Below are 19,338 nucleotides of genomic sequence, written 5' to 3'. Positions count from 1 at the left end.
TCACAGCCTAATTAGGCTGACCCAATTGCGTCGCTTTTAATCTCTTGTTGAAGTTGAGTCAAAAGTCGACGTTGCTCGGCATTTAAGGATGCCGTGCGTAATAAATCTGGTCGTCGTTGCAGGGTACGTTTCAAACTTTCACGCCAGCGCCACCGTTGAATCGCAGCATGGTCGCCCGACAACAACACGGCAGGTACTGCACTTCCGTCATATACCTCTGGACGGGTGTAATGAGGACAATCCAACAATCCCGTCGCAAAAGAATCTTGCTCCGCAGACTGTTGATGACCCAACACCCCTTCAATGCGACGACTGATAGCATCAATCATGACCATCGCAGGCAATTCGCCACCTGACAAGACATAGTCACCAATTGACCATTCGGCATCAACCCAACGCTCGATAAAGCGCTCATCAATACCTTCATAACGTCCGCATAATAAAATCAGACCTTGATGCTGACCTAAGTCTGCGGTCGCACGCTCGTCAAATTGACGACCTTGCGGCGACAAATAAATAACAGGCGCATCAATACCTAACTCGGCTGCACGAGCTTTGGCGGCTGCTACCGCTTTACTCAGCGGCTCGATGAGCATGACCATACCTGGCCCGCCCCCATAAGGGCGCTCATCAACACGACGATAGTTATCTACCGTAAAGTCACGCGGATTCCATGTCTCTAAACGAATCAGTGCTTGACTCACTGCGCGGCCTGTCATGCCATACTGGCTAATCGCCTGAAACATATCAGGAAATAGGCTAATGATGCCAAACCACATCGTTTTTACCTAAGACACCACATCAAGACGTCTGTGTTGAGTTGGTTTTGTTAAAAGTCGATATCCCAATCTACCGTAATTCGTCTGCCTACGATATCAACAGACGTGACGACTTGTTCAGGAATCCACGGAATTAAGCGCTCTTGACGGTCAAGACTGCCAGTGGCTGGTTTAACCACTAAGACATCATTGGCACCGGTTTCCATCAAGCTATCAACCAACCCCAAATACTGGTTATCTATTGTCCACACATGACAATCGACTAAATCCGACCAGTAATAATCCCCTTCGGGCAAATCAGGCAGATTTGTTTTCGCTGTCCAAATAACAGCACCGTGTAAGGCTTCAGCCGCATTACGGTCTGTACATCCATCCAAACGACACACTAACCCTTTACCCTGCACTCGCCAATCCAGCACATCTATCTGCCGCCAGCTATCACCAAGCTGCAAATACCAAGGCGCATAAGCAAACACATTATCTGTTGGGTCGGTATTTGAGTACACCCAGACCCACCCTTTAATGCCATACGCAGATTGAATCCGCCCAATGCTTAATAGCTGGTCAGATGGCGGAATATTTGCCATGATGACGATGCCTTTTACAGTCAAGATTGGTCACTTTATTGCCTTAACAACGACAATAAATCAGTACTTACAACAAGGTCTTAAGCTGCGGAAGCCTTGACTAATTGTGCAACACGCTCAGAAGGTTGTGCACCTGTACTTACCCAATAGTTATAACGGTCCATATCCACACGAACTGGCTCTGCTGCACCTTGGGCCACAGGATTGAAAAAGCCAATACGTTCGATAAAACGACCATCACGTGCGTTACGGCTATCGGTTACAACAACTTGGTAAAAAGGACGCTTTTTGGCACCGCCACGAGCTAAACGAATAACGACCATAATGTTTATTCCACAAAAACAAAGTTAAGGCTACATGTTCTTCGATTTGGCCTAAATGACTGTATGACCAAAAAGAGAGAAACACTGCTCAGATAGTAGACTTATCTAGGCAACAGCCTTCAAAGGGCGAGCATTGTACGGGAATTTCCTTGCCGATAAAAGATACTAACTAACAAAAGCTGAAAAGTTATGGTATATAGCGGACTAATTTCTTTTTAACCTGTCAAGATTATGACTTTATTTCGTTTAAGCTCCCCATTAATACGTTCTTGTCTCTTGATATTGACACTCAGTATGATTCTTTGGAGTGCGTGTAGTTTGTTAGGCGCATGGTTTTATTTTCGCGCAAATGGCTATCTAGAAGCATGGAATTTTCAAAAACAAGAAAATCCGCAGTTTTATCCTTCCATTCAAGACTATACAAATGCGATAAGCAATAGTGAGCGTGCCATTAGACTAGTGCCTTATAACAGCGATTACCGTCTTAAAATGGCACATTTGTTATCATGGCAATTATTTTATGACCCATCAATCGCCAGCAACCAACGTATTGAACTCATAAAGCGCATCAAAGAACACTATCGTGTTGCGTTAACACAACGCCCTAATTGGGCTTACCATTATCATGACTACGCCCAATTCAAAGCACTTATCGGAGAGGTCGACAAAGAATTAGAACATCTCCTTGCCAAATCACAAGCACTCGGGCCGTATGAAATTGATATTTTACACAGTATTATCAAAATGGGTGTATTCTTGTGGCCTGAACTGTCGTTAGATGGCCAAAAACAAGTCATTAAAGCCGTCAATAGCAGTTTATCTTGGCGAGGCGAAAACACACGTGCCAAAGAAAAAGTGTATGTTTTTTCACTCATCGGACTAAAAAATAGAATGTCTAACTTTTGCCCACTGATTGATTTGTCGGATGACAGTATTCGAGCGCTTTGTGCACCGTATCTTGTCAAAGCAGAGCCAAGCTCAACCAAGGCCAATAAGTAATAATCAATACGGCGACCATCAATACTAACAAAAAAGGAATGGTGGTGTGATATAACTCGGTCATGGATTTTTTGAAGCGATAGCTCGCAATCATTAAATTCATGCCAACAGGCGGCGTACAATAACCCAACTCCATATTTGCCAAAAAGATAATCCCTAAATGTATCGGGTCAATCCCATAGCCGACGGCTATAGGCAACAACAACGGCACCATAATCACCAATGCCGAGAAGATATCTAAAAAACAACCCAGAATAAGCAAAAAGAGATTCAGTAACAGCAAAAATGTCCATTTACTATCCACATATTGTTTTACGACATCAAATAATTGGGTGGGGACTTCTGCTTCTATCAACCAATTCGTAAATGCCATCGCCACCGCTAGAATCAGCAAAATAGCACCAACCATGACCATCGATTCACGCATAATTTGCACAAGTTGCTTGAGCGAAATTTCTCTATGTATCAATACCGTCATTATCGTGACATATAAAGCCGTCACGGCTGCCGCTTCAGACACGGCAAAAATCCCACTATAGATACCGCCCAATACAAACAGAGGTAATGGGATTTCCCATTTAGCTTCTATCGCTGCCCCTTTTAGCTCTTGCCATGAAAATGATTGTAAAGGCACATGATGTTGACGAGTCACCCAATAGCCATATATCGACAATAACACAATCATCACTAAGGCTGGCAATAAGCCTGCTTTAAACATCGCCTCTATGCTGACCGTAGAACCTTGGGGGAGTTGTTGTGCAATAATGGCATATAAAATTAACGGCAAGGAAGGTGGTAGTAACAAGCCTAAAGAACCAGAGGTTGTGACCAAACCCAAAGAAAATCGCTCAGGATACCCTGCTTGTTTTAAGGCAGGATATAACAATGCACCTAAGGCGACTATCGTTGCCCCACTCGCGCCTGTAAAGGCCGTAAAAAATGCACAAGTACAAAACGCCACAATCGCCAAGCCACCGGGCATCCAACCCATTAATGCCCGAATTAATCTCACCAAACGTTGAGATGTATTCCCCTCTCCCAGCAAATAACCCGCAAACGTAAATAATGGCAAGGCCAATAAAATGGGGGTATCTACTAGACGATATAACTCCACACCTAATACCGTGAGTGAGGTTTCTTGATGATAAAACCCCAGTGCGGCTGCCCCTGCTAAGACCACAAACAATGGCGCTCCTAAGAGCGCCATCACCAGTAAAACAATCATCAAACTCAGGATCACGTCGTGGATTCCGTCTTTACAGGGTTAAATATTAATACCAATGCTTGAAGAAAATAACGCACTGCCATGAAGCCAAATGCAACAGGCATGACAGCCTCACACAACCATGTCGGCACATTCGCAAATGCCATGCTCGGGGCTTCGTATTCCATTTTGACAAAATCAAAGCAGTAATAAGCCAACAAACCACAAACCAAGGCACTAAATACATTCACCATGATAGTCGCAATATACCGAGTGATGGCAGGTAAAAAGCGAGATAAGACATCAATCTGAATATGTTGTTTTTGCCGTGTTGCAACCAAGGCACCAATCAGTGCAATCCATAACACAGACACCCTTAAAAAAGCATCTGCCCATAAAATACCCGTATCAAAGCCATTACGTAGCACAATTTGCGTGACAGCCAAGCTCATCATCACAAACAGCAGAGAGACCAATAAAGCATCTTCCAAACGGTGTAAGCAACGTAATAGCGTTTGTGTCATATACAGCATTATTTTGTCGTCGCTTTATAGGTTTTTAAGTATTGACGGACAGACTGTAAGGTAGATGGATTAACAATCCCCGCTTTTTCAATACGTTCAGATGCAAGGGCGGCATCTTTTTCCCACGCCAATAACTCTTGTGCTGACGGTTTGACCACCTTAATACCTTGCTTCACTAGCGTATTAAAGGCCTCTAAATTATCTTGACGATTTTGTTTATCTATTTCTTTGAATGTCCGTTGCATGATATCACGGACAATTAACTGGTCGGCTGGGTCAATTTTATTAAATGCTTTTTGGTCAACGGCCAACACACCCACGATATAACTCAATGGCAAATCGGTCAGATACTTCACTTGTGTATGCCATTGTAAAGCAAGCGTACCAATAGGCGATGAAGCTACTGTATCAATAATTCCTGTTTGTAAACTGGGCAAGACATCTGCCAAAGACAACGGGATAGGACTAACCTGAAACGCCTTGAGAGTTTCTGCCGACTGCATATCATTATCAGGAATCCAAACTTTATGTTTGCGCAACTCAACAACGGATGGAATAGGGGCTGTTTTCGACATTGCATAAGCAAAGCCCGCTTCAGCAAAGCCAAAATTCACCATTCCGCCCTGCTCTAAGCCCTTAGCAATTACCGCGTCAAATTTCGTACGCACATAATCGACTTCATTGAAGTTTTTAAACATCAGCGGCATAGAATACACTTGCGTATCTTTATAAAAGTCTGAAAGACTACCCGCCGTTACCGCACCTCCGTGTAATTGGCCAATTTTTATTTTATTTAATACGGCTTTATCATTCCCCATGACGCCACCCGTATAAAATTTAAACGACACTCTTTTTTGGGTACGATTTTCTATTTCTGCTGCTCCAGCACGCATCTTAGTCATCCATGCTGAACCGTCAGGCGATAAGGTGGCTATTTTTAAGGTCATCGCCTGTAATGGAGTCGCCATGATGAGCAATGCGAATGCGGAAACAAACTTATTCATACCTCAACTCTCTTTTGTTGTAGCTAATAATGTAGATTGATACGGACAGCGCTTACATAACCTGCATACGATGATACTGATAAACACGCAACCACGGAGTTACTCTTATCTGCATTTTCTTAAAAGTAATCATCCGCAGACGCTAATAACGCTTTCGCTTGTTGCTGTGCCAAAATATTGCTCAAAGTCAAGTCTTTCGCATGAGGGTCGGCGGCCAACACTTCATTTAACAGACGGTCATGTAGCTCTCTATCAAAAATACCGCGAGCATAATTTTTGGCATAGTACAATTTTGCCATCAAATTATGACCATTCGACAGGCTAATAGCCTGTTCAAAATAACGCTTGCCTTCTTCTGGACGGCCACCTAATGCAGGCGTCAACACGGTCGCCAATACGCCCAAATATAAATAAGCATTTCCTTGTTGATAACTAGGCTCTAACTCAATAACACGTTTCATCATCAGTTCAACGCGAGCTAAATCGGCAATTGCGCCCCAATCGCTACTATTGGCCTGAATCCATGCCGCCCATGTACTTGCAGTCGTAAATATCGTATTGACTTGCTGACCGTTCAACGAGTGCACGGCCTGCGTAAAGGTATCGATAGGGAGTTGGCGTGGCTGACAAAGCAGTGTATTTTCCAAACATAGTGCAGCAAATGCATATTTTAATGCTTTGTTATGCAGGGCTTGGATTTGCTGCGGTTGTATTGCAAGGCTACTGGCATAAGCGCTATTTAAGCTAGCTGCTGAATTTAATAATGCCGTCTGCTCAGGATTTTGTTGGACGATAGCATCAACCATCAATAAATACGCTGGCAGCCCCTGTGCAACAGTTGCAGGATCATCACTATTTAAGACACTGGATGAAAAAGTCTCGGCCGCTTCTTGTGCTTTATCTGCAATCAGCGTACTACACCCGCTCAATAAACACCAAAACAGCGACCCATAAAATAATTTTTTTTTCGTATTCATCATTTTTTTCACGTTTGAAAGTTGTATTTTAACAGATAATGATATTATTTGGGCTATTAGGCTTTGTTTTGTCGGCTGCTAAATACAATTTTCTATGCCATCTCTAAAAAACATACTTTCACCGTATATTTGAGATAACCCCTTGTTAGTTAAGATTTTTTACTTACTAACCTTACACTCAACAGGTAAACTCATCTATAATATAACGCTAGCCTGATATCCTGCCTGTCTGACAAAACACATCCTTTTGCAAATTGTCCTACAAACATAATGCAATTTACATTATTAAGTGCTATTATGCATGCGCCGCTTAGTGAGATGCTAATTGTCTGCACATCTTTTGTGTAAGCGTTCAAAAAGCGGGATCGTAATCAGCATTTTTTTGCAAACTTGAGAGAGACACCATGCAAATCAAGAATATCGCCGTATCTGCTGCTATCGTTGCTGCTTTAGCTTTCGCTGGCTGTGCTAAGAAAGAAGAAGCTCCAGCCCCAGCTCCAGAAGCCGCCGCTCCAGCTCCAGAAGCTGCTCCAGCCCCAGCTCCAGAAGCTGCTGCTCCAGCCCCAGCTGCTGATGCTGCTGCTCCAGCTGCTGCTCCAGCTCCAGAAGCTGCTCCTAAGTAATATTTATTACTTGGAAGAAAAAAGGAGAGCTTATGCTCTCCTTTTTTTATAGCATATCCTCAGTATTCAACCTCCGTAAAGACTGACTACTTGTAGACTTGTTTTATTTAATCACTGCGCCAGTCTGATTCCTTTTTATCTACACCTCTAGCCAATAATCTAAACTAAACGCTACCACTTCTTAATGACTAAAAAACGGTATCTTCCTTCATTTGCTATAAGCGCAACAGAAAAGCTGGCTGGATATTTGTATGTATGGCTAACAAGCCCCCTTATAGACTATGAACATCCCTATTTCGGCAACAGCATAAAACCAAACTGTATGCCGCAAAAGTGATTGAGATAGACAATAAAAAAAGCCCCTACGAGGGGCTTTTTATAAGAGCATATTTAGTCTTTTTTCTTGCTACTGCCATAGACATAATCGCCATAGGCATAATAACTTGAATAAGTCCCATAGTATTGAGCAGCACGCTTCATGTTCACTTTGTTGAGGATAACCCCAATCAGAGGAGCTTTAGCGGCTCGTAAACGATTTACACCTGTACGTGCGGCATTTTGCGCAGTGGTATCTGAACGAATCACATATAACACGGCATCAACAGCCTTGGACATCACTAAAGAGTCGCTAACCAATAAAGTAGGTGGCGAGTCAATGACAATACGGTCATACGTTTCAGACAACTTTGCAATCAAATCCATAAATTTCTGAGAAGACAGTAACTCTAAAGGATTGGGTGGTACTAAGCCTGCGGTTAGGACATCAATATTTGCATCTTCTACATGTAAAATACAGTCATCCAATACGGAAGTCCCTGCGACCACATTTGATAAGCCAGGACTATTGGGTGGCAGCCCTAGTACTTTGGCAATTGTTGGTTTACGCATATCACCATCAATTAACAACACTCTCTCCATTTGCGCTAAAGCCACCGCTAAGTTAATTGCAGATGTACTTTTCCCTTCACTAGGCACACTAGAGGTCAACATCACGACTTTATGCGGTTTATCAATGCCTGATAACACTACGCTGGTACGTACTGTACGCATAGCCTCTGCATAACCGTTTTGTTTACTATCCAAGAAATAAATAGCGGAGGTGTCTTTTTTACGCTTTTTAATTAAAGGCACCATCCCCAACATAGAAATACCAAGTTTGTCTTCAACATCTTCGGCATTTTTGAAGGTGGAGTCTAAATAATCCAACAAGAACGCTAATGCTGCACCAAATAACAAACTCAACACCAAAGATATACCAATAATTAGCGTTTTTCGTGGTTTGGTGGGAGCATTTGGAACGACAGCTTTATCTATCACACGTGCATTAGCGGTATCTAACTCTAAACTATCATTTGCTTGTTTAATACGTGCAAAAAAGGTGTCATATAAATTACGATTGGTCTCGACTTCTCGTTGAAGCTCCTTGAATTTAAATTCTTTTTTCGATAGCTCTAACGAGTCTGCCTTTGCAATTTCCAGTGCTTTTTTAGCTTCATTTAACTCTAATTCAGCCTGAATTAAAGTTGGATGTTTACTTCCATAACGCTTGCTAATTTCAGCAACTTTAAATTGTGCCTCAATTAAACGCTGATTAGTCTGCTGTAACTGCCCTGCACTTAGGCCTAAAACGCCAAAGTTATTCCCAGAATCAACGAGATTATTTTCTTCACGGTATGCCTGTAATTTCTTTTCTGATACCTCGACATTCGATTTCAACACACCTAAACGAGAAGATAACCATTCAGCGGCTTGTTGAGTCAAGGTAATACGAGCTTCCATTTGACTGTTGATATAGGTTTTAGCCATCGCATTTGCGACTGCTGCCGTTAGTGAACGGTCATGAGACTCAAAACTAATTTTAACAAGTTGTGTTTGACGAATTGGCTCAATACTCAGATTAGCCATAAACCTATCAACGAGTAAAGTCAGTTTTTCTTCGTCTGAGGGAATCGGGTTAGATTGATGACCACGAGGTAGTAATTGACGCCAATCAATTTGCTGCCACCACGACTTTTCAGCTTCGCTACGGGGCAAGTAGTCAGGGTGATTCGCAATATTCAACTCAGTCACGACACGAGTAGCTAATTCACGCGACTTCAAAATCTCGAATTGCGTTTGTAAATAATACTCTTTGCCACCATCTGTACCATAAACATCATCCAGTGATGTAAGCGTTTTACCTTGTTTTTGCTCAATCATTAATGTCGCTGTAGCACGATAAACAGGACGCACTGTCGACACAACAAAGGCTGTTGCTACAGTAATAGCAATTGCTAAGCCAATAATACCCCATTTAAATCGTGCAACAACGTTCCAATAATGCCGTAAATCAATAGAATCTTCCTGTTGTGGTGACAGGTTTTTATCCAAAATTTCCATTACATGTACCTAAAACTAGAAGAAGCTCTGATCAACGGTGACAATATCGCCAGGCACAATCACAGTATCTAAATTTGCTAAGCGTGGAACTCCTGTAGGATCATTCTCGTGAATAACAAATATTTTAGCTAAAGAAGCTCTTGGCGTCAGGCCGCCTGCTAGAGAAATAGCTTTACGAATGGTCAAACCCGGCTGGTAGGGATAACCGCCAGGTTTACTCACTTCACCATTCACAAAAAATGGACGATATTCTATGATGCTAACGTAAACTTTAGGGTCAACCAAATAACCATCCTTGAGTTGTTGAGTTAACATCGATTTCAACTCACCTATAGTTTTATTTTTTGCGGCAATTTCGCCTAAAAAAGGATATAAGAAGGTTCCTGCATCACTCAGCAATACCTCCATACTCAACTCTTTTTCGTTAAAAACCGTAATACCGAGTTTATCACCTGCACCCAAGCGATAATCAGAAACTTGACTTAACAAAACAGGATAAGCAGCTGGTGTTAATATAGTACCAGCAACAGGGGGAGCAGTGTTACTTGACGCTGTAGGACTATTGAATAATTTATCTAGAAAGCCTGCGTGGGCAGGCGCCCACGCAAGGATAACTGACACTAACAATAAACGAAGAGATTGTTGCATAAGTCAGAAGCTCAGACTCAAGTTATAAACTGATTTGAGCACCTACACTCATTACGTTACGTTTTGTATCGTATATCTGAACATCTGAACTACGGTCAGTAGCCTGAATGGACGCATTCCAAATCAACCAGCGACGCATTTGATAGTTAACGGATACACCATACTGAGACGAGTCATCAGTACGATTTTTCACACCAGCAGGTGCCTCATAGTCATCCGTTGAGAACCCCAGAGACACAACTGTATTCAGACGCTCAGCCCAATCATGCTTCCAACTTACACCATAATGTGTATTTTCCAAAGAAACATACGGCAAGGTAGCGTCAGATAAACGGTTACCACTATTTAAGTTAATAGAATCAAATTGTCTTGGCTGCCAGATAACATCAACATCCCAGCTGAATTTAGATTTGTCATCTAGGCCATCCACTTCACGTTTACTCTGACCTAAACGTAATTTACCTGTCGTTTGAGCAGTCCCTTTCCACTCAATACCCGCAAAAATACGGTTATCCGTTGAGTCTGGAGAACCACTTGAACTTTCATATTCAGTAGTTGCATGCTCAATATCAATTAAAAACTGGGTTTTAGGCATAAGACGTGCACGCAGACCAACGGAAGCAGACATACTGTCATTATCACGGGCTTTTGCAACTAACTCACGATCATAACGCTTTTGACTAGTACTCACATCGGCACGCAGTAAACCACGAGCATCTTTAGCACCATACTCAACCCCAGCACTTAAGGTTGCTAAATCAAACTTATCCACCTCACCGTAGGCGTATAGCTCAGTCAAACTAGAACCACTAGTAAAACCAACGCCACGCGCATCATGGGTCATCGCATAATTTGCACCCAAATCAAAACGTAAACGCGCGTTTGATTCAATATGTGCTTTCAAATCAAACAACTGATCAGCATAGCTATCATCGCTATCGTTTGCATAACTTGCTGCATTGATAGCATAAGTAGCAGAATACACATTCAAGCGATCTTGTGCGATAAAAGCAAAGGATGGGTTTAACGTTTGATAAAATGAACTGACTTCATCAGTATGGGTATTATAAACATTATCGTCATACACTGTTTGCGTAACGAGTGCTGGAACCAATACAAAGGAGCCAAATGGAATTGCTTGTGGTTGTACAGCCACTTGTGCCATTGCACCTTGTGCACCTAATAACAGGGCTAATCCTAAACCGGAAACACCCACACTCTTTTTGCTTTCCATATTTTTCCCTCGGATAGACTCAATCAGATAAGCGTTAATCAATCAAAACAATACGCGTTTTGACTGCTATGTAGCCAGATTCAGGGCGATTCTAGCATTATGACGAGTCAAAAGTCACCACTGAATACGCACATCTAGTATTCATGATTGGTCTACTTCCGAACAATCGTCATTTACACCTAATGATGATTTATATCATACCGAACAAGACGACCCTCAATAACTGTCTGACAATCTGACTTATAATTTGTATAATTTCTTCGTTAACTGTTGTTAACTGCTCGTTTATTAACCCTTTATCACGATTTAAGGCTTTTATTTTTTCTCAGCAGTGATAGTATATGCGCCCTGTGCGGAGAGTTGACCGAGAGGCCGAAGGTGCTCCCCTGCTAAGGGAGTATGGGCCAAAAGCCCATCGAGGGTTCGAATCCCTCACTCTCCGCCATTATTTTCTGTGGCTATTTTGTAACAGTCTACAAATGCAAAATAATCTCAGAAAATTACTTGACAGGCTAGCGAAAAACTATATAATTCGCCGCCTCATCAGCGCGCCCGTAGCTCAGTTGGATAGAGCACCAGGCTACGAACTTGGGGGTCGGGAGTTCGAATCTCTCCGGGCGCGCCACTTAAATCCAAAATAATACTCTCCTGCTTACGTTAAGCTAATATTCAAACTCTTTTCCAAAGAAGAATATTTTTTATGTATCTTACTAGACTAGATTAAAATGCTGCGCCTCTTGCAAATTGTAAAACAGACAGCAGCATCCCTTAATACTTAATACTTAATACTTAATACTTAATACTTAATACTTAATACTAGTTACTACATAAACGCAATATTATCGCGATGTATTAACTCCTCGTCACTCATGTAGCCTAGCAATACACTGATTTGCTCAGAGGATTGCCCTTTGATTTTTTCTACTTCTTCTGCGCTATAATTAATCAAACCGACTGCAATTTGTTTGCCTTGCTCATCCATACAGGCAATCACCTCGCCGCGTCCAAATTGTCCCTCTACCGCTTTGATACCCACAGGTAACAGACTACGCCCTTGCTCAACCAACGCTTTGACTGCGCCTGCATCTAAAATGACTTTACCAGCCGTTTGTAAATGCGCGGCCAGCCATTGCTTGCGTGCCGTGAATCGGTCATCATCGGGTAATAGTAAAGTTCCTAAACTTTCCCCCATTGCTAAACGCTGTAAAACTTGTGGACTTTGGCCACTAGCAATCACCGTAGCACAGCCCGAACGGGCAGCAAAACGGGCAGCACGGACTTTGGTAATCATGCCGCCACGCCCTAAGGCACCACCGCCGCCCGCCATCGCAAATAACGACTCATCCATCGCTCGCACTTCGGGTAACAGCGCGGCATCTGCGTTATAGCGTGGGTCTCGGTCAAACATGCCTTCTTGGTCAGTCAATATGACAAGAATTTCTGCTTCGACTAAGTTTGCGACTAAGGCTGCTAGGGTATCATTATCACCAAAGCGAATTTCATCTGTGGCGACAGTGTCGTTTTCATTGATGACAGGAATGACACGCCAATCAATTAACGTAGTTAATGTTGAGCGCGCATTCAAGTAGCGCTGTCGGTCAGCTAAATCTTCATGCGTGAGTAAAATTTGCGCTGTTTTACAATTGAACTCTCGAAAATGCGATTCGTAGGCTTGCACCAATCCCATTTGTCCTATGGCAGCACAGGCTTGTAGGTCATGTAAGGATTCAGGTCGACCATTTAGACCCATTCTGACCATGCCTTCCGCAACCGCGCCCGAAGACACCAAGACCAATTCAATACCTTGTTGCGCTAAGGCAGCCATTTGTGCGACCCATGATTTCATGGCTGCTTGGTCTAAGCCTTGGCCATTGGCCGTCAATAAGGCCGAACCAATCTTAATCACCCATCGGCGGGCTTGTCTTAATTTTTGGCGATTATCCGTCATGCTCTCAACCCTACTGTTATTTAACGCTGGTAGATGACTTCCATATCGCCATCATCATCGTCATCCCAATCTTCATCATCATCAAAGCCCGCTTCTTTACGAGCTAAGTATTGCGCCCGTTGCTGTGCTCGTAAATTTTGAATTTGTTCACGCGTTTCTGCTTCTAACAAACGGCGTTTTTCGGCTTCTGCTTCGGCAAACTCAGGATTTTCGGCCTCTAAAACCCTTTGTTCTTCAATGGTATCCATTAATTTATAACACACCTGCATGGCTCCCTCGCGGGTTAAGCCCGAGGTTCTAAAAACAGGCCCTTGCCATGCGAGGCGCTGAATAATATCTTGGCAAATCTCGTCTGCCTCTTCGGGAAATACTTGGTCAATTTTATTTAAGACTAACCAGCGCGGTAACATTGCCAACGCAGGTGAAAATTTTGCCAATTCTTCGGCAATCGCTTGTACATTTTGCACAGGGTCAGAACCATCAATCGGTGCGATATCGACTAAGTGCAATAAAATGCGTGTTCTTGCTAAATGCTTAAGAAAACGTACGCCAAGACCTGCACCACTGGCTGCCCCTTCAATCAAACCAGGAATGTCGGCCATCACAAAAGAACGATGCCTATCGACATCAACTACGCCTAAATTGGGGACAAGGGTTGTAAATGGATAATCAGCGACTTTGGGTTTTGCCGCCGATACCGCACGAATAAAGGTAGATTTGCCCGCATTTGGCAAGCCCAATAATCCGACATCCGCCAATACCTTTAGCTCTAAACGTAAATTGCGTGCTTCACCCGCATAACCAGAAGTCGCCTTTTGTGGTGAACGATTAGTCGAGCTTTTGAAGTGAATATTTCCCAAACCTCCTCGCCCGCCCTTGGCGACCAATAATTGCTGAAACGGCTCGACTAAATCACCGAGCACCTCTTGGGTATCCTCATCAACAATCGTGGTACCAACAGGAACCTTTAGAATAATATCTGCGCCGCTTTTGCCACTACAATTGGCACCACGACCGCCTTGACCACGCTCGGCGCGAAATTTGCGCGTATAACGATAATCGACTAAGGTATTGGCATCAGGATGCGCCTCAATAATGACACTTCCACCACGTCCACCATCGCCTCCATCAGGCCCACCAAATGGAATAAATTTTTCACGACGAAAGCTAGCGCAGCCATTACCACCTGTACCTGCTTCAACATAAATAATCGCTTCATCTACAAAACGCATGACGCTTTCGCCTTTTCCAATATTCAGTCAAGCATGTATTTGAGCCGTATATGCAATGGGCTGACAAACCGTTGCATCATGACAATACACTCAAGACATGGCATTGCTTTTCAGCAAACCCATAAATTCATAAAACAAAAAGCCCCGCATAAAACGGGGCTTTTGGGATTCACTTTGGTTTTTGCACAGTTGATGTGTGTATTTACATACAAGCACGTGTCATAGACCACGCAAATCCTGTCGATAAAGCACTAACCTTAGGCAGCCACTTCAACAACCGCATATTGACGGTTGAATGGGCCTTTAGTTACAAACTTTAATACGCCATCAGCTTTAGCAAATAACGTATGGTCGCGCCCCATACCTACATTCTCACCAGGCCAGAACTGTGTGCCACGTTGACGAACGATGATGTTACCTGCAACAATTTGTTGGCTGCCGTAGACTTTTACACCTAAACGTTTGGCCTGTGAGTCGCGGCCGTTACGGGTAGAACCACCCGCTTTTTTGTGTGCCATGACGTATATCCCCCATTAAGCACTGATAGCAGTAATTTTCAACTCGGTAAACCATTGACGGTGACCTTGTTGCTTACGGTAGTGCTTACGGCGGCGCATTTTAATAATACGCACTTTATCATGACGACCATGACCAAGCACTTCTGCTGTAACTTTAGCTCCAGCTACTACTGGAGTACCAATTTGAATGTTGTCGCCATTCACTACCATTAAAATATCTTCAAGAGTAATGCTTTGGCCTGGCTCTGCGTTTAATAACTCAACTTTGAGCTTTTCGCCTTCAACAACGCGATGTTGTTTGCCGCCACTTTTAATAACCGCGTACATAGTCGCCGACTCCGTAAATCTGCGGAGCTTCTTCTAAGCCCACAGTGATAAATTCGCAAGGTGCGAGATTGTATGCAAAATGCCCTCAGAGTGCAAGCATCTATTACGTTGTTATGCAGTTATCGCTAATTTGTGCACAATTCTGTTCGCTGACTGCTGAGTTAATTGCGAAATCCTCGCGTTGTACGATTGTGAATGGGCGTAATTCACAATATGCTTTCAATCATCAAAAAAAGATTACTTTTGGTTATCTATTTGGTTCAATACGTGTTCTCTAAAATATCTTAGGGCGTGTTGATTTTTTTGCGCCTGCTTATTTAGAGCGTGAGATAATCTAATTAAGATATTTTCAATACAAATATGGCTATTACATTATGAACTTCCAAGACATTTTGGCCACGGTCGCCACAGATTTTACGGCAGTTGACGACTTTATTTTGAATCATTTGGATTCGCGTGTGCCCTTAATTATGCAAGTAGGGCATTATTTAGTAGAGGGTGGGGGGAAACGTTTACGTCCATTAGTATGCTTATTGGCGGCTAAAGCAGCAGGCTATCAAGGCTCACAACATATTCCTGCGGCGGCAATTATTGAAATGCTACATACAGCGACGTTGATTCATGATGATGTTGTCGATGAGTCCGACTTACGAAGAGGTCGTGCCACCGTCAACTCGGCGTGGAATAATGCCACTGCGGTGCTCGTCGGTGACTTTTTGATTTCGCGTGCGTTTCAGTTAATTGTCAGTCTGAAAAACCAAACCATCTCTGAAATTATGTCTGATAGCACCTGTATTATTGCTGAAGGCGAAGTATTACAACTGATTAATCAGCGCGACCCTGATACGACCGAAGCACGTTATATGGATGTCATTTACGGTAAAACCGCACAGCTATTTGTGGCTGCCACCGAGACAGGTGCCGTTTTAGGCAATGAGTCTTATCGTGAAGCCTTAAAAAAGTATGCCATTCATTTTGGTGCCGCCTTCCAAATTATTGACGATGTGATGGACTACACCAGCTCTGCGGACATTATGGGCAAAAACTTAGGTGATGACTTGGCCGAAGGCAAACCCACCCTCCCCTTAATTCAAGCCATCAAAATGGCTGCTCCCGAACAAGCCGAACAAATTCGTAATGCCATTAAAACGGGTGGCTTAGCACATTTAGCGGCAATTATTGAGACGGTTAAAACCACAGGTGCGTTAGTTTATTGTCGCCAACGTGCTACAGAAGAATCTCAATTAGCCATTGCTGCGTTGGCTGACTTACCTGAGTCTATTTATAAACAAGCCTTAGTCGGGTTAGCCGAGTTAGCCCTTAACCGTGTCAGTTAACGACGTCTATCAGGCGGGATATAATCATTTGTTCCCGCCTCGCCACCGTTAGCATAACGGTATAAACGTGAACGTTGGTCACAATAATCCCCTCGCCCAATACCCTTGAGATAATGGTCATTTAACATGTGACCTTTTTTATTGGGAATGACAAAAATCGCGCCCGAGGTATCATGGTAATGGGCTAGTACACCAACACGCGCAAAAAAGTCTTTACCATTGGCAAAATGTTCAACATACGGCACGCTACGGCCGTATTGTGCTGTTAAGTTATGGTCAATGTGTAGGCTATCAGCGGCTCCACCAATACAATACACCTCTAACTTATGTGCATGTAAGCGTAGAATGGGGTCTTTTAGGACTTTACGGACTATATAACTCGCCACAATAGTGCCTTGAGAATACGTCGTTAATACGACTTTTTCATGACTTAACAAGGCATTTTTGACAATATTAAATGCAGGGCGAGATAAACGGCCATCTTTGCGCAAGGTTCTGGCGGTAATCGCCCCCCATAAATCACGAACTACGCCTGCTGTTGGCGTATGAATGAGATGAATAGGCCGCTGAAACGTGGCAACCATTTCACGCGCCTCCAGCAGTGCCATCGCTGGACTCGTACAAATACCATTAATAAAGAACCATTTACTTTGTTTTTTTTCTTCTGGCCATACATAGTCATGGGGAATTACCGCCAAAGTACCATAGGACACAGACTTACGTTCTGTTGGCACAACCATTTGTGCAATCACAGAAAAATAGTCTAAATAACTGGGATAACTCGAAGGCAAGAGCTCGGGATGTACATCTTTTTCTGTTTTTAACGGAAAAAATAACCAAGGTAATTCTGAGGCATGGGTTAAGACCAAACGTAGGTCTCGTAATAGGGGTTTACGCTGACGAACGATACGGTTTGCAACCACTGTGCTTTGAACAAAGACATTCTGTTTAGCGGTTATAGGGACAACCGTTTGATATTGGCTCATGTTTGTCTTCCCTTGGTTGATGTGGCCAGTTTAAAACATTACACAAATACGCAGGACGCATAATTGTCAAACAATACGGGGAGACAGACATCAACTTTAGCACACGTTATAAAATATATAACAAGGTCACTACGGTCATCATCATGACTAGCAATAATATAGCTAGCAAGAGGACATCCTCATGTGGCACATCGGCTGCAACCATGACATGCGGATTGACAATAGTTGGACTGGGTGCTAAAAACGGAGGGACTGCGGGTATGTTCGGCAGTGTTGCACGAGCGGCACTGACCACGCGTTTTGTTGAGTTGACCGATTCACTGGCTAGCCAGTCTTTACCTTGTAATAAAGACTCAATAATAGTACGGCGCTCTTTACGCCATGCTTCGTGGCTAACTTCTCCATCAGCCCAACTTTTTGCTACCTCGGCCAAACGGGCATTAGCTTTTGGATAGTCTGTTTTCATTTTACGCCTACGCCTCTGTTACTTTGATGATAATCAAAGAAACGTTATCTAGTGCTCCATGTGCTAGGGCTTTTTCCATCAGAATACGCACGGATTCCTCAGGTGTCTCTTGGACAATCAAGCTTGTCATCACATCTTCGCTAACTTCATTATAGAAGCCATCACTACACAATAAATACCAATCACCAGCTTGGACGGTAAATACACGGACTTCAGGATATAACTTTTCACCACCACCAACTGCGCGCGTAATCACATTTCGATGCGGATGGTAACTGGCTTGCTCATTGGTAATCATACCCGCATCTATCATTTCTTGAACTGCTGAATGGTCATGCGAAATACGGGAAAGCTGTCCTGCTCTTAATACATAAGCACGCGAATCCCCTGCCCAAATGCAAGCCCCCATCGTATCCGTAAAAAATAAACTGACGACCGTTGTGCCTAGTGTCCGCCCTCCAAGTGCTTCTTGACCATGACGTCTTAACTGATGGTTGACCAATAACAATTTATCTTCCATCGCATCGACAAAGTCTGCAAGGTCTTGATTCGGCTTAAGCTGCGATAAGGCGTTGACGACCGCTTGACTAGCCATATCGCCTGCTGCATGGCCTCCCATACCGTCTGCAACGACCCATAAGCCAATATCTACACGCGATAAGATGGAGTCTTCATTAATTTTTCGTTTTGCACCGACATCGGTTGCTTCTGCAGAAATCCACTTTAGCAAAATAGCATTCTCTTTATATAAACCGCTGATAAAACTATATCCACTAATAAGAAAACCTATAGGCTGACGCTGTTGGCCTTCCAGCATGTTGGCCAACCACGGTGCAATGCGTGAGCGCTATACTTATTAGGCCAAACAACCACTAAATTTACGGTATTTAATGATTGTTTGGATTTAGTAGCGTCGATAATCAGTGTCGCCGCAGTGGCCTCTATTTATCAAAACTACTTGAATGACACCCTAATGTTGTTAATTGTTTTGCTCTGTAATAACTGTAGTCGGTTTTTAGTTAGCTTGCCAAAACTACCGTTTTTTTGTCTAAAATGTAGCCATTCATTTGGTTTATAGCACATATTGACACGATAAATCTTCGTTTAGTACGCCATCTACCATTATTTATACAAGATGTATCATCTTAAACGATAGTAGATTTTGACTCTTTTTTTGCAGACTCAATAGCAAAACGTGAGACCACACCGTGTGCTTAACCTTAACAGGCTTCGTTATTTGTCT

The 19,338-nt window shown here is 43.1% G+C and carries 20 protein-coding genes and 2 tRNA genes; 5 read left to right on the top strand and 17 right to left on the bottom strand.

Translation table 11 applies throughout. The features are described 5' to 3' along the window. Positions 1 to 11: 11 nt before the first annotated feature. The 3 genes from trmD to rpsP form a co-directional block, all read right to left on the bottom strand. On the bottom strand, positions 12 to 779 hold the full coding sequence (gene trmD, locus C8N29_RS10410) for a tRNA (guanosine(37)-N1)-methyltransferase TrmD (protein WP_107865999.1): 768 nt from the start codon (positions 777 to 779) through the stop codon (positions 12 to 14). A gap of 50 nt (positions 780 to 829) precedes the next feature. After that, positions 830 to 1,366, bottom strand: a complete 537-nt coding sequence (rimM, locus tag C8N29_RS10405) for a ribosome maturation factor RimM (RefSeq protein WP_107865998.1) — start codon at positions 1,364 to 1,366, stop codon at positions 830 to 832. Between the two features lie 80 nt (positions 1,367 to 1,446). Next, a complete protein-coding gene (gene rpsP, locus C8N29_RS10400; RefSeq protein ID WP_107865997.1) occupies positions 1,447 to 1,689 on the bottom strand; it encodes a 30S ribosomal protein S16 in 243 nt (80 codons plus the stop codon). Between the two features lie 294 nt (positions 1,690 to 1,983). On the opposite strand from rpsP, the gene C8N29_RS10395 reads away from it, so the two are divergent. After that, the gene (locus tag C8N29_RS10395; RefSeq protein WP_107865996.1) at positions 1,984 to 2,688 is read left to right on the top strand and encodes a hypothetical protein; all 705 of its coding nucleotides are present in this window, start codon (positions 1,984 to 1,986) and stop codon (positions 2,686 to 2,688) included. On the opposite strand, the gene C8N29_RS10390 is transcribed toward C8N29_RS10395, so the two are convergent. The 4 genes from C8N29_RS10390 to C8N29_RS10375 all read right to left on the bottom strand — a co-directional run bounded on the left by C8N29_RS10390 (position 2,651) and on the right by C8N29_RS10375 (position 6,400). Beyond that, positions 2,651 to 3,913: a TRAP transporter large permease gene (locus C8N29_RS10390; RefSeq protein WP_204509325.1), complete on the bottom strand. Its 1,263-nt coding sequence runs from the start codon at positions 3,911 to 3,913 to the stop codon at positions 2,651 to 2,653. The two genes, C8N29_RS10395 and C8N29_RS10390, sit on opposite strands and share 38 nt — an antisense overlap. 11 nt (positions 3,914 to 3,924) lie before the next feature. Beyond that, on the bottom strand, positions 3,925 to 4,425 hold the full coding sequence (locus tag C8N29_RS10385; protein WP_204509324.1) for a TRAP transporter small permease: 501 nt from the start codon (positions 4,423 to 4,425) through the stop codon (positions 3,925 to 3,927). Next, positions 4,425 to 5,420, bottom strand: a complete 996-nt coding sequence (locus C8N29_RS10380) for a TRAP transporter substrate-binding protein (RefSeq protein WP_107865994.1) — start codon at positions 5,418 to 5,420, stop codon at positions 4,425 to 4,427. The genes C8N29_RS10385 and C8N29_RS10380 overlap by 1 nt, the downstream gene beginning before the upstream one ends. A gap of 119 nt (positions 5,421 to 5,539) precedes the next feature. Then, the gene (locus C8N29_RS10375) at positions 5,540 to 6,400 is read right to left on the bottom strand and encodes a TRAP transporter TatT component family protein (protein WP_107865993.1); all 861 of its coding nucleotides are present in this window, start codon (positions 6,398 to 6,400) and stop codon (positions 5,540 to 5,542) included. Positions 6,401 to 6,801: 401 nt separating this feature from the next. Here C8N29_RS10375 and C8N29_RS10370 point away from each other — a divergent pair, with 401 nt between their 5' ends. Further along, positions 6,802 to 7,020 (top strand): hypothetical protein, encoded by a 219-nt coding sequence (locus tag C8N29_RS10370; RefSeq protein ID WP_204509323.1) that lies wholly within the window; start codon positions 6,802 to 6,804, stop codon positions 7,018 to 7,020. 390 nt (positions 7,021 to 7,410) lie between these two features. Here C8N29_RS10370 and C8N29_RS10365 read toward each other — a convergent pair whose 3' ends face one another. Genes C8N29_RS10365 through C8N29_RS10355 form a run of 3 tightly spaced genes read right to left on the bottom strand, consistent with a single transcriptional unit; the run spans position 7,411 to position 11,281 of the window. After that, positions 7,411 to 9,399 carry a GumC family protein gene (locus C8N29_RS10365; protein ID WP_107865992.1) on the bottom strand — a complete coding sequence of 663 codons (1,989 nt, stop codon included), beginning with the start codon at positions 9,397 to 9,399 and terminating at the stop codon, positions 7,411 to 7,413. A gap of 15 nt (positions 9,400 to 9,414) precedes the next feature. Beyond that, positions 9,415 to 10,047, bottom strand: coding sequence for a polysaccharide biosynthesis/export family protein (locus C8N29_RS10360; protein ID WP_107865991.1), 633 nt, complete (start codon positions 10,045 to 10,047; stop codon positions 9,415 to 9,417). Between the two features lie 22 nt (positions 10,048 to 10,069). Then, positions 10,070 to 11,281 carry an outer membrane beta-barrel protein gene (locus tag C8N29_RS10355; RefSeq protein WP_107865990.1) on the bottom strand — a complete coding sequence of 404 codons (1,212 nt, stop codon included), beginning with the start codon at positions 11,279 to 11,281 and terminating at the stop codon, positions 10,070 to 10,072. 354 nt (positions 11,282 to 11,635) lie between these two features. Between C8N29_RS10355 and C8N29_RS10350 the strand changes: the two genes are divergently transcribed. Continuing rightward, positions 11,636 to 11,726: transfer RNA gene (locus C8N29_RS10350), tRNA-Ser, on the top strand. Between the two features lie 103 nt (positions 11,727 to 11,829). Continuing rightward, a tRNA-Arg gene (locus tag C8N29_RS10345) sits at positions 11,830 to 11,906 on the top strand. A 198-nt stretch (positions 11,907 to 12,104) separates the two neighbouring features. Here C8N29_RS10345 and proB read toward each other — a convergent pair. From proB to rplU, 4 genes are all read right to left on the bottom strand, one after another. Next, positions 12,105 to 13,229 carry a glutamate 5-kinase gene (proB, locus tag C8N29_RS10340; RefSeq protein ID WP_107865989.1) on the bottom strand — a complete coding sequence of 375 codons (1,125 nt, stop codon included), beginning with the start codon at positions 13,227 to 13,229 and terminating at the stop codon, positions 12,105 to 12,107. Positions 13,230 to 13,249: 20 nt separating this feature from the next. Further along, positions 13,250 to 14,461: an Obg family GTPase CgtA gene (cgtA, locus tag C8N29_RS10335; protein WP_107865988.1), complete on the bottom strand. Its 1,212-nt coding sequence runs from the start codon at positions 14,459 to 14,461 to the stop codon at positions 13,250 to 13,252. Positions 14,462 to 14,718: 257 nt separating this feature from the next. Next, on the bottom strand, positions 14,719 to 14,979 hold the full coding sequence (rpmA, locus tag C8N29_RS10330) for a 50S ribosomal protein L27 (RefSeq protein ID WP_107865987.1): 261 nt from the start codon (positions 14,977 to 14,979) through the stop codon (positions 14,719 to 14,721). A 15-nt stretch (positions 14,980 to 14,994) separates the two neighbouring features. Further along, the gene (gene rplU / locus C8N29_RS10325) at positions 14,995 to 15,306 is read right to left on the bottom strand and encodes a 50S ribosomal protein L21 (protein ID WP_107865986.1); all 312 of its coding nucleotides are present in this window, start codon (positions 15,304 to 15,306) and stop codon (positions 14,995 to 14,997) included. Positions 15,307 to 15,680: 374 nt separating this feature from the next. Between rplU and C8N29_RS10320 the strand changes: the two genes are divergently transcribed. Continuing rightward, the gene (locus C8N29_RS10320; RefSeq protein WP_107865985.1) at positions 15,681 to 16,643 is read left to right on the top strand and encodes a polyprenyl synthetase family protein; all 963 of its coding nucleotides are present in this window, start codon (positions 15,681 to 15,683) and stop codon (positions 16,641 to 16,643) included. Here the strand turns inward: C8N29_RS10320 and C8N29_RS10315 are convergent. The 3 genes from C8N29_RS10315 to C8N29_RS10305 form a co-directional block, all read right to left on the bottom strand. Beyond that, positions 16,640 to 17,629 (bottom strand): hypothetical protein, encoded by a 990-nt coding sequence (locus tag C8N29_RS10315; RefSeq protein ID WP_107865984.1) that lies wholly within the window; start codon positions 17,627 to 17,629, stop codon positions 16,640 to 16,642. The genes C8N29_RS10320 and C8N29_RS10315 overlap by 4 nt on opposite strands. A 106-nt stretch (positions 17,630 to 17,735) precedes the next feature. Further along, a complete protein-coding gene (locus C8N29_RS10310; protein WP_107865983.1) occupies positions 17,736 to 18,095 on the bottom strand; it encodes a hypothetical protein in 360 nt (119 codons plus the stop codon). Positions 18,096 to 18,102: 7 nt separating this feature from the next. Continuing rightward, on the bottom strand, positions 18,103 to 18,912 hold the full coding sequence (locus C8N29_RS10305; protein WP_107865982.1) for a PP2C family protein-serine/threonine phosphatase: 810 nt from the start codon (positions 18,910 to 18,912) through the stop codon (positions 18,103 to 18,105). Positions 18,913 to 19,338: the final 426 nt, after the last annotated feature.

This window comes from Agitococcus lubricus (genome assembly GCF_003051055.1).
Classification (GTDB): Bacteria; Pseudomonadota; Gammaproteobacteria; order Pseudomonadales; family Moraxellaceae; genus Agitococcus; species Agitococcus lubricus.
This window is presented reverse-complemented; position numbering and strand designations above follow the sequence as displayed.

Coding starts and splice junctions, on each gene's coding strand:
- trmD (WP_107865999.1), bottom strand. CDS start 779: ATGTGGTTTGGCATCATTAGCCTATTTCCTGATATGTTTCAGGCGATT.
- rimM (WP_107865998.1), bottom strand. CDS start 1,366: ATGGCAAATATTCCGCCATCTGACCAGCTATTAAGCATTGGGCGGATT.
- rpsP (WP_107865997.1), bottom strand. CDS start 1,689: ATGGTCGTTATTCGTTTAGCTCGTGGCGGTGCCAAAAAGCGTCCTTTT.
- C8N29_RS10395 (WP_107865996.1), top strand. CDS start 1,984: ATGATTCTTTGGAGTGCGTGTAGTTTGTTAGGCGCATGGTTTTATTTT.
- C8N29_RS10390 (WP_204509325.1), bottom strand. CDS start 3,913: ATGATTGTTTTACTGGTGATGGCGCTCTTAGGAGCGCCATTGTTTGTG.
- C8N29_RS10385 (WP_204509324.1), bottom strand. CDS start 4,425: ATGCTGTATATGACACAAACGCTATTACGTTGCTTACACCGTTTGGAA.
- C8N29_RS10380 (WP_107865994.1), bottom strand. CDS start 5,420: ATGAATAAGTTTGTTTCCGCATTCGCATTGCTCATCATGGCGACTCCA.
- C8N29_RS10375 (WP_107865993.1), bottom strand. CDS start 6,400: ATGATGAATACGAAAAAAAAATTATTTTATGGGTCGCTGTTTTGGTGT.
- C8N29_RS10370 (WP_204509323.1), top strand. CDS start 6,802: ATGCAAATCAAGAATATCGCCGTATCTGCTGCTATCGTTGCTGCTTTA.
- C8N29_RS10365 (WP_107865992.1), bottom strand. CDS start 9,399: ATGGAAATTTTGGATAAAAACCTGTCACCACAACAGGAAGATTCTATT.
- C8N29_RS10360 (WP_107865991.1), bottom strand. CDS start 10,047: ATGCAACAATCTCTTCGTTTATTGTTAGTGTCAGTTATCCTTGCGTGG.
- C8N29_RS10355 (WP_107865990.1), bottom strand. CDS start 11,281: ATGGAAAGCAAAAAGAGTGTGGGTGTTTCCGGTTTAGGATTAGCCCTG.
- proB (WP_107865989.1), bottom strand. CDS start 13,229: ATGACGGATAATCGCCAAAAATTAAGACAAGCCCGCCGATGGGTGATT.
- cgtA (WP_107865988.1), bottom strand. CDS start 14,461: ATGCGTTTTGTAGATGAAGCGATTATTTATGTTGAAGCAGGTACAGGT.
- rpmA (WP_107865987.1), bottom strand. CDS start 14,979: ATGGCACACAAAAAAGCGGGTGGTTCTACCCGTAACGGCCGCGACTCA.
- rplU (WP_107865986.1), bottom strand. CDS start 15,306: ATGTACGCGGTTATTAAAAGTGGCGGCAAACAACATCGCGTTGTTGAA.
- C8N29_RS10320 (WP_107865985.1), top strand. CDS start 15,681: ATGAACTTCCAAGACATTTTGGCCACGGTCGCCACAGATTTTACGGCA.
- C8N29_RS10315 (WP_107865984.1), bottom strand. CDS start 17,629: ATGAGCCAATATCAAACGGTTGTCCCTATAACCGCTAAACAGAATGTC.
- C8N29_RS10310 (WP_107865983.1), bottom strand. CDS start 18,095: ATGAAAACAGACTATCCAAAAGCTAATGCCCGTTTGGCCGAGGTAGCA.
- C8N29_RS10305 (WP_107865982.1), bottom strand. CDS start 18,912: ATGCTGGAAGGCCAACAGCGTCAGCCTATAGGTTTTCTTATTAGTGGA.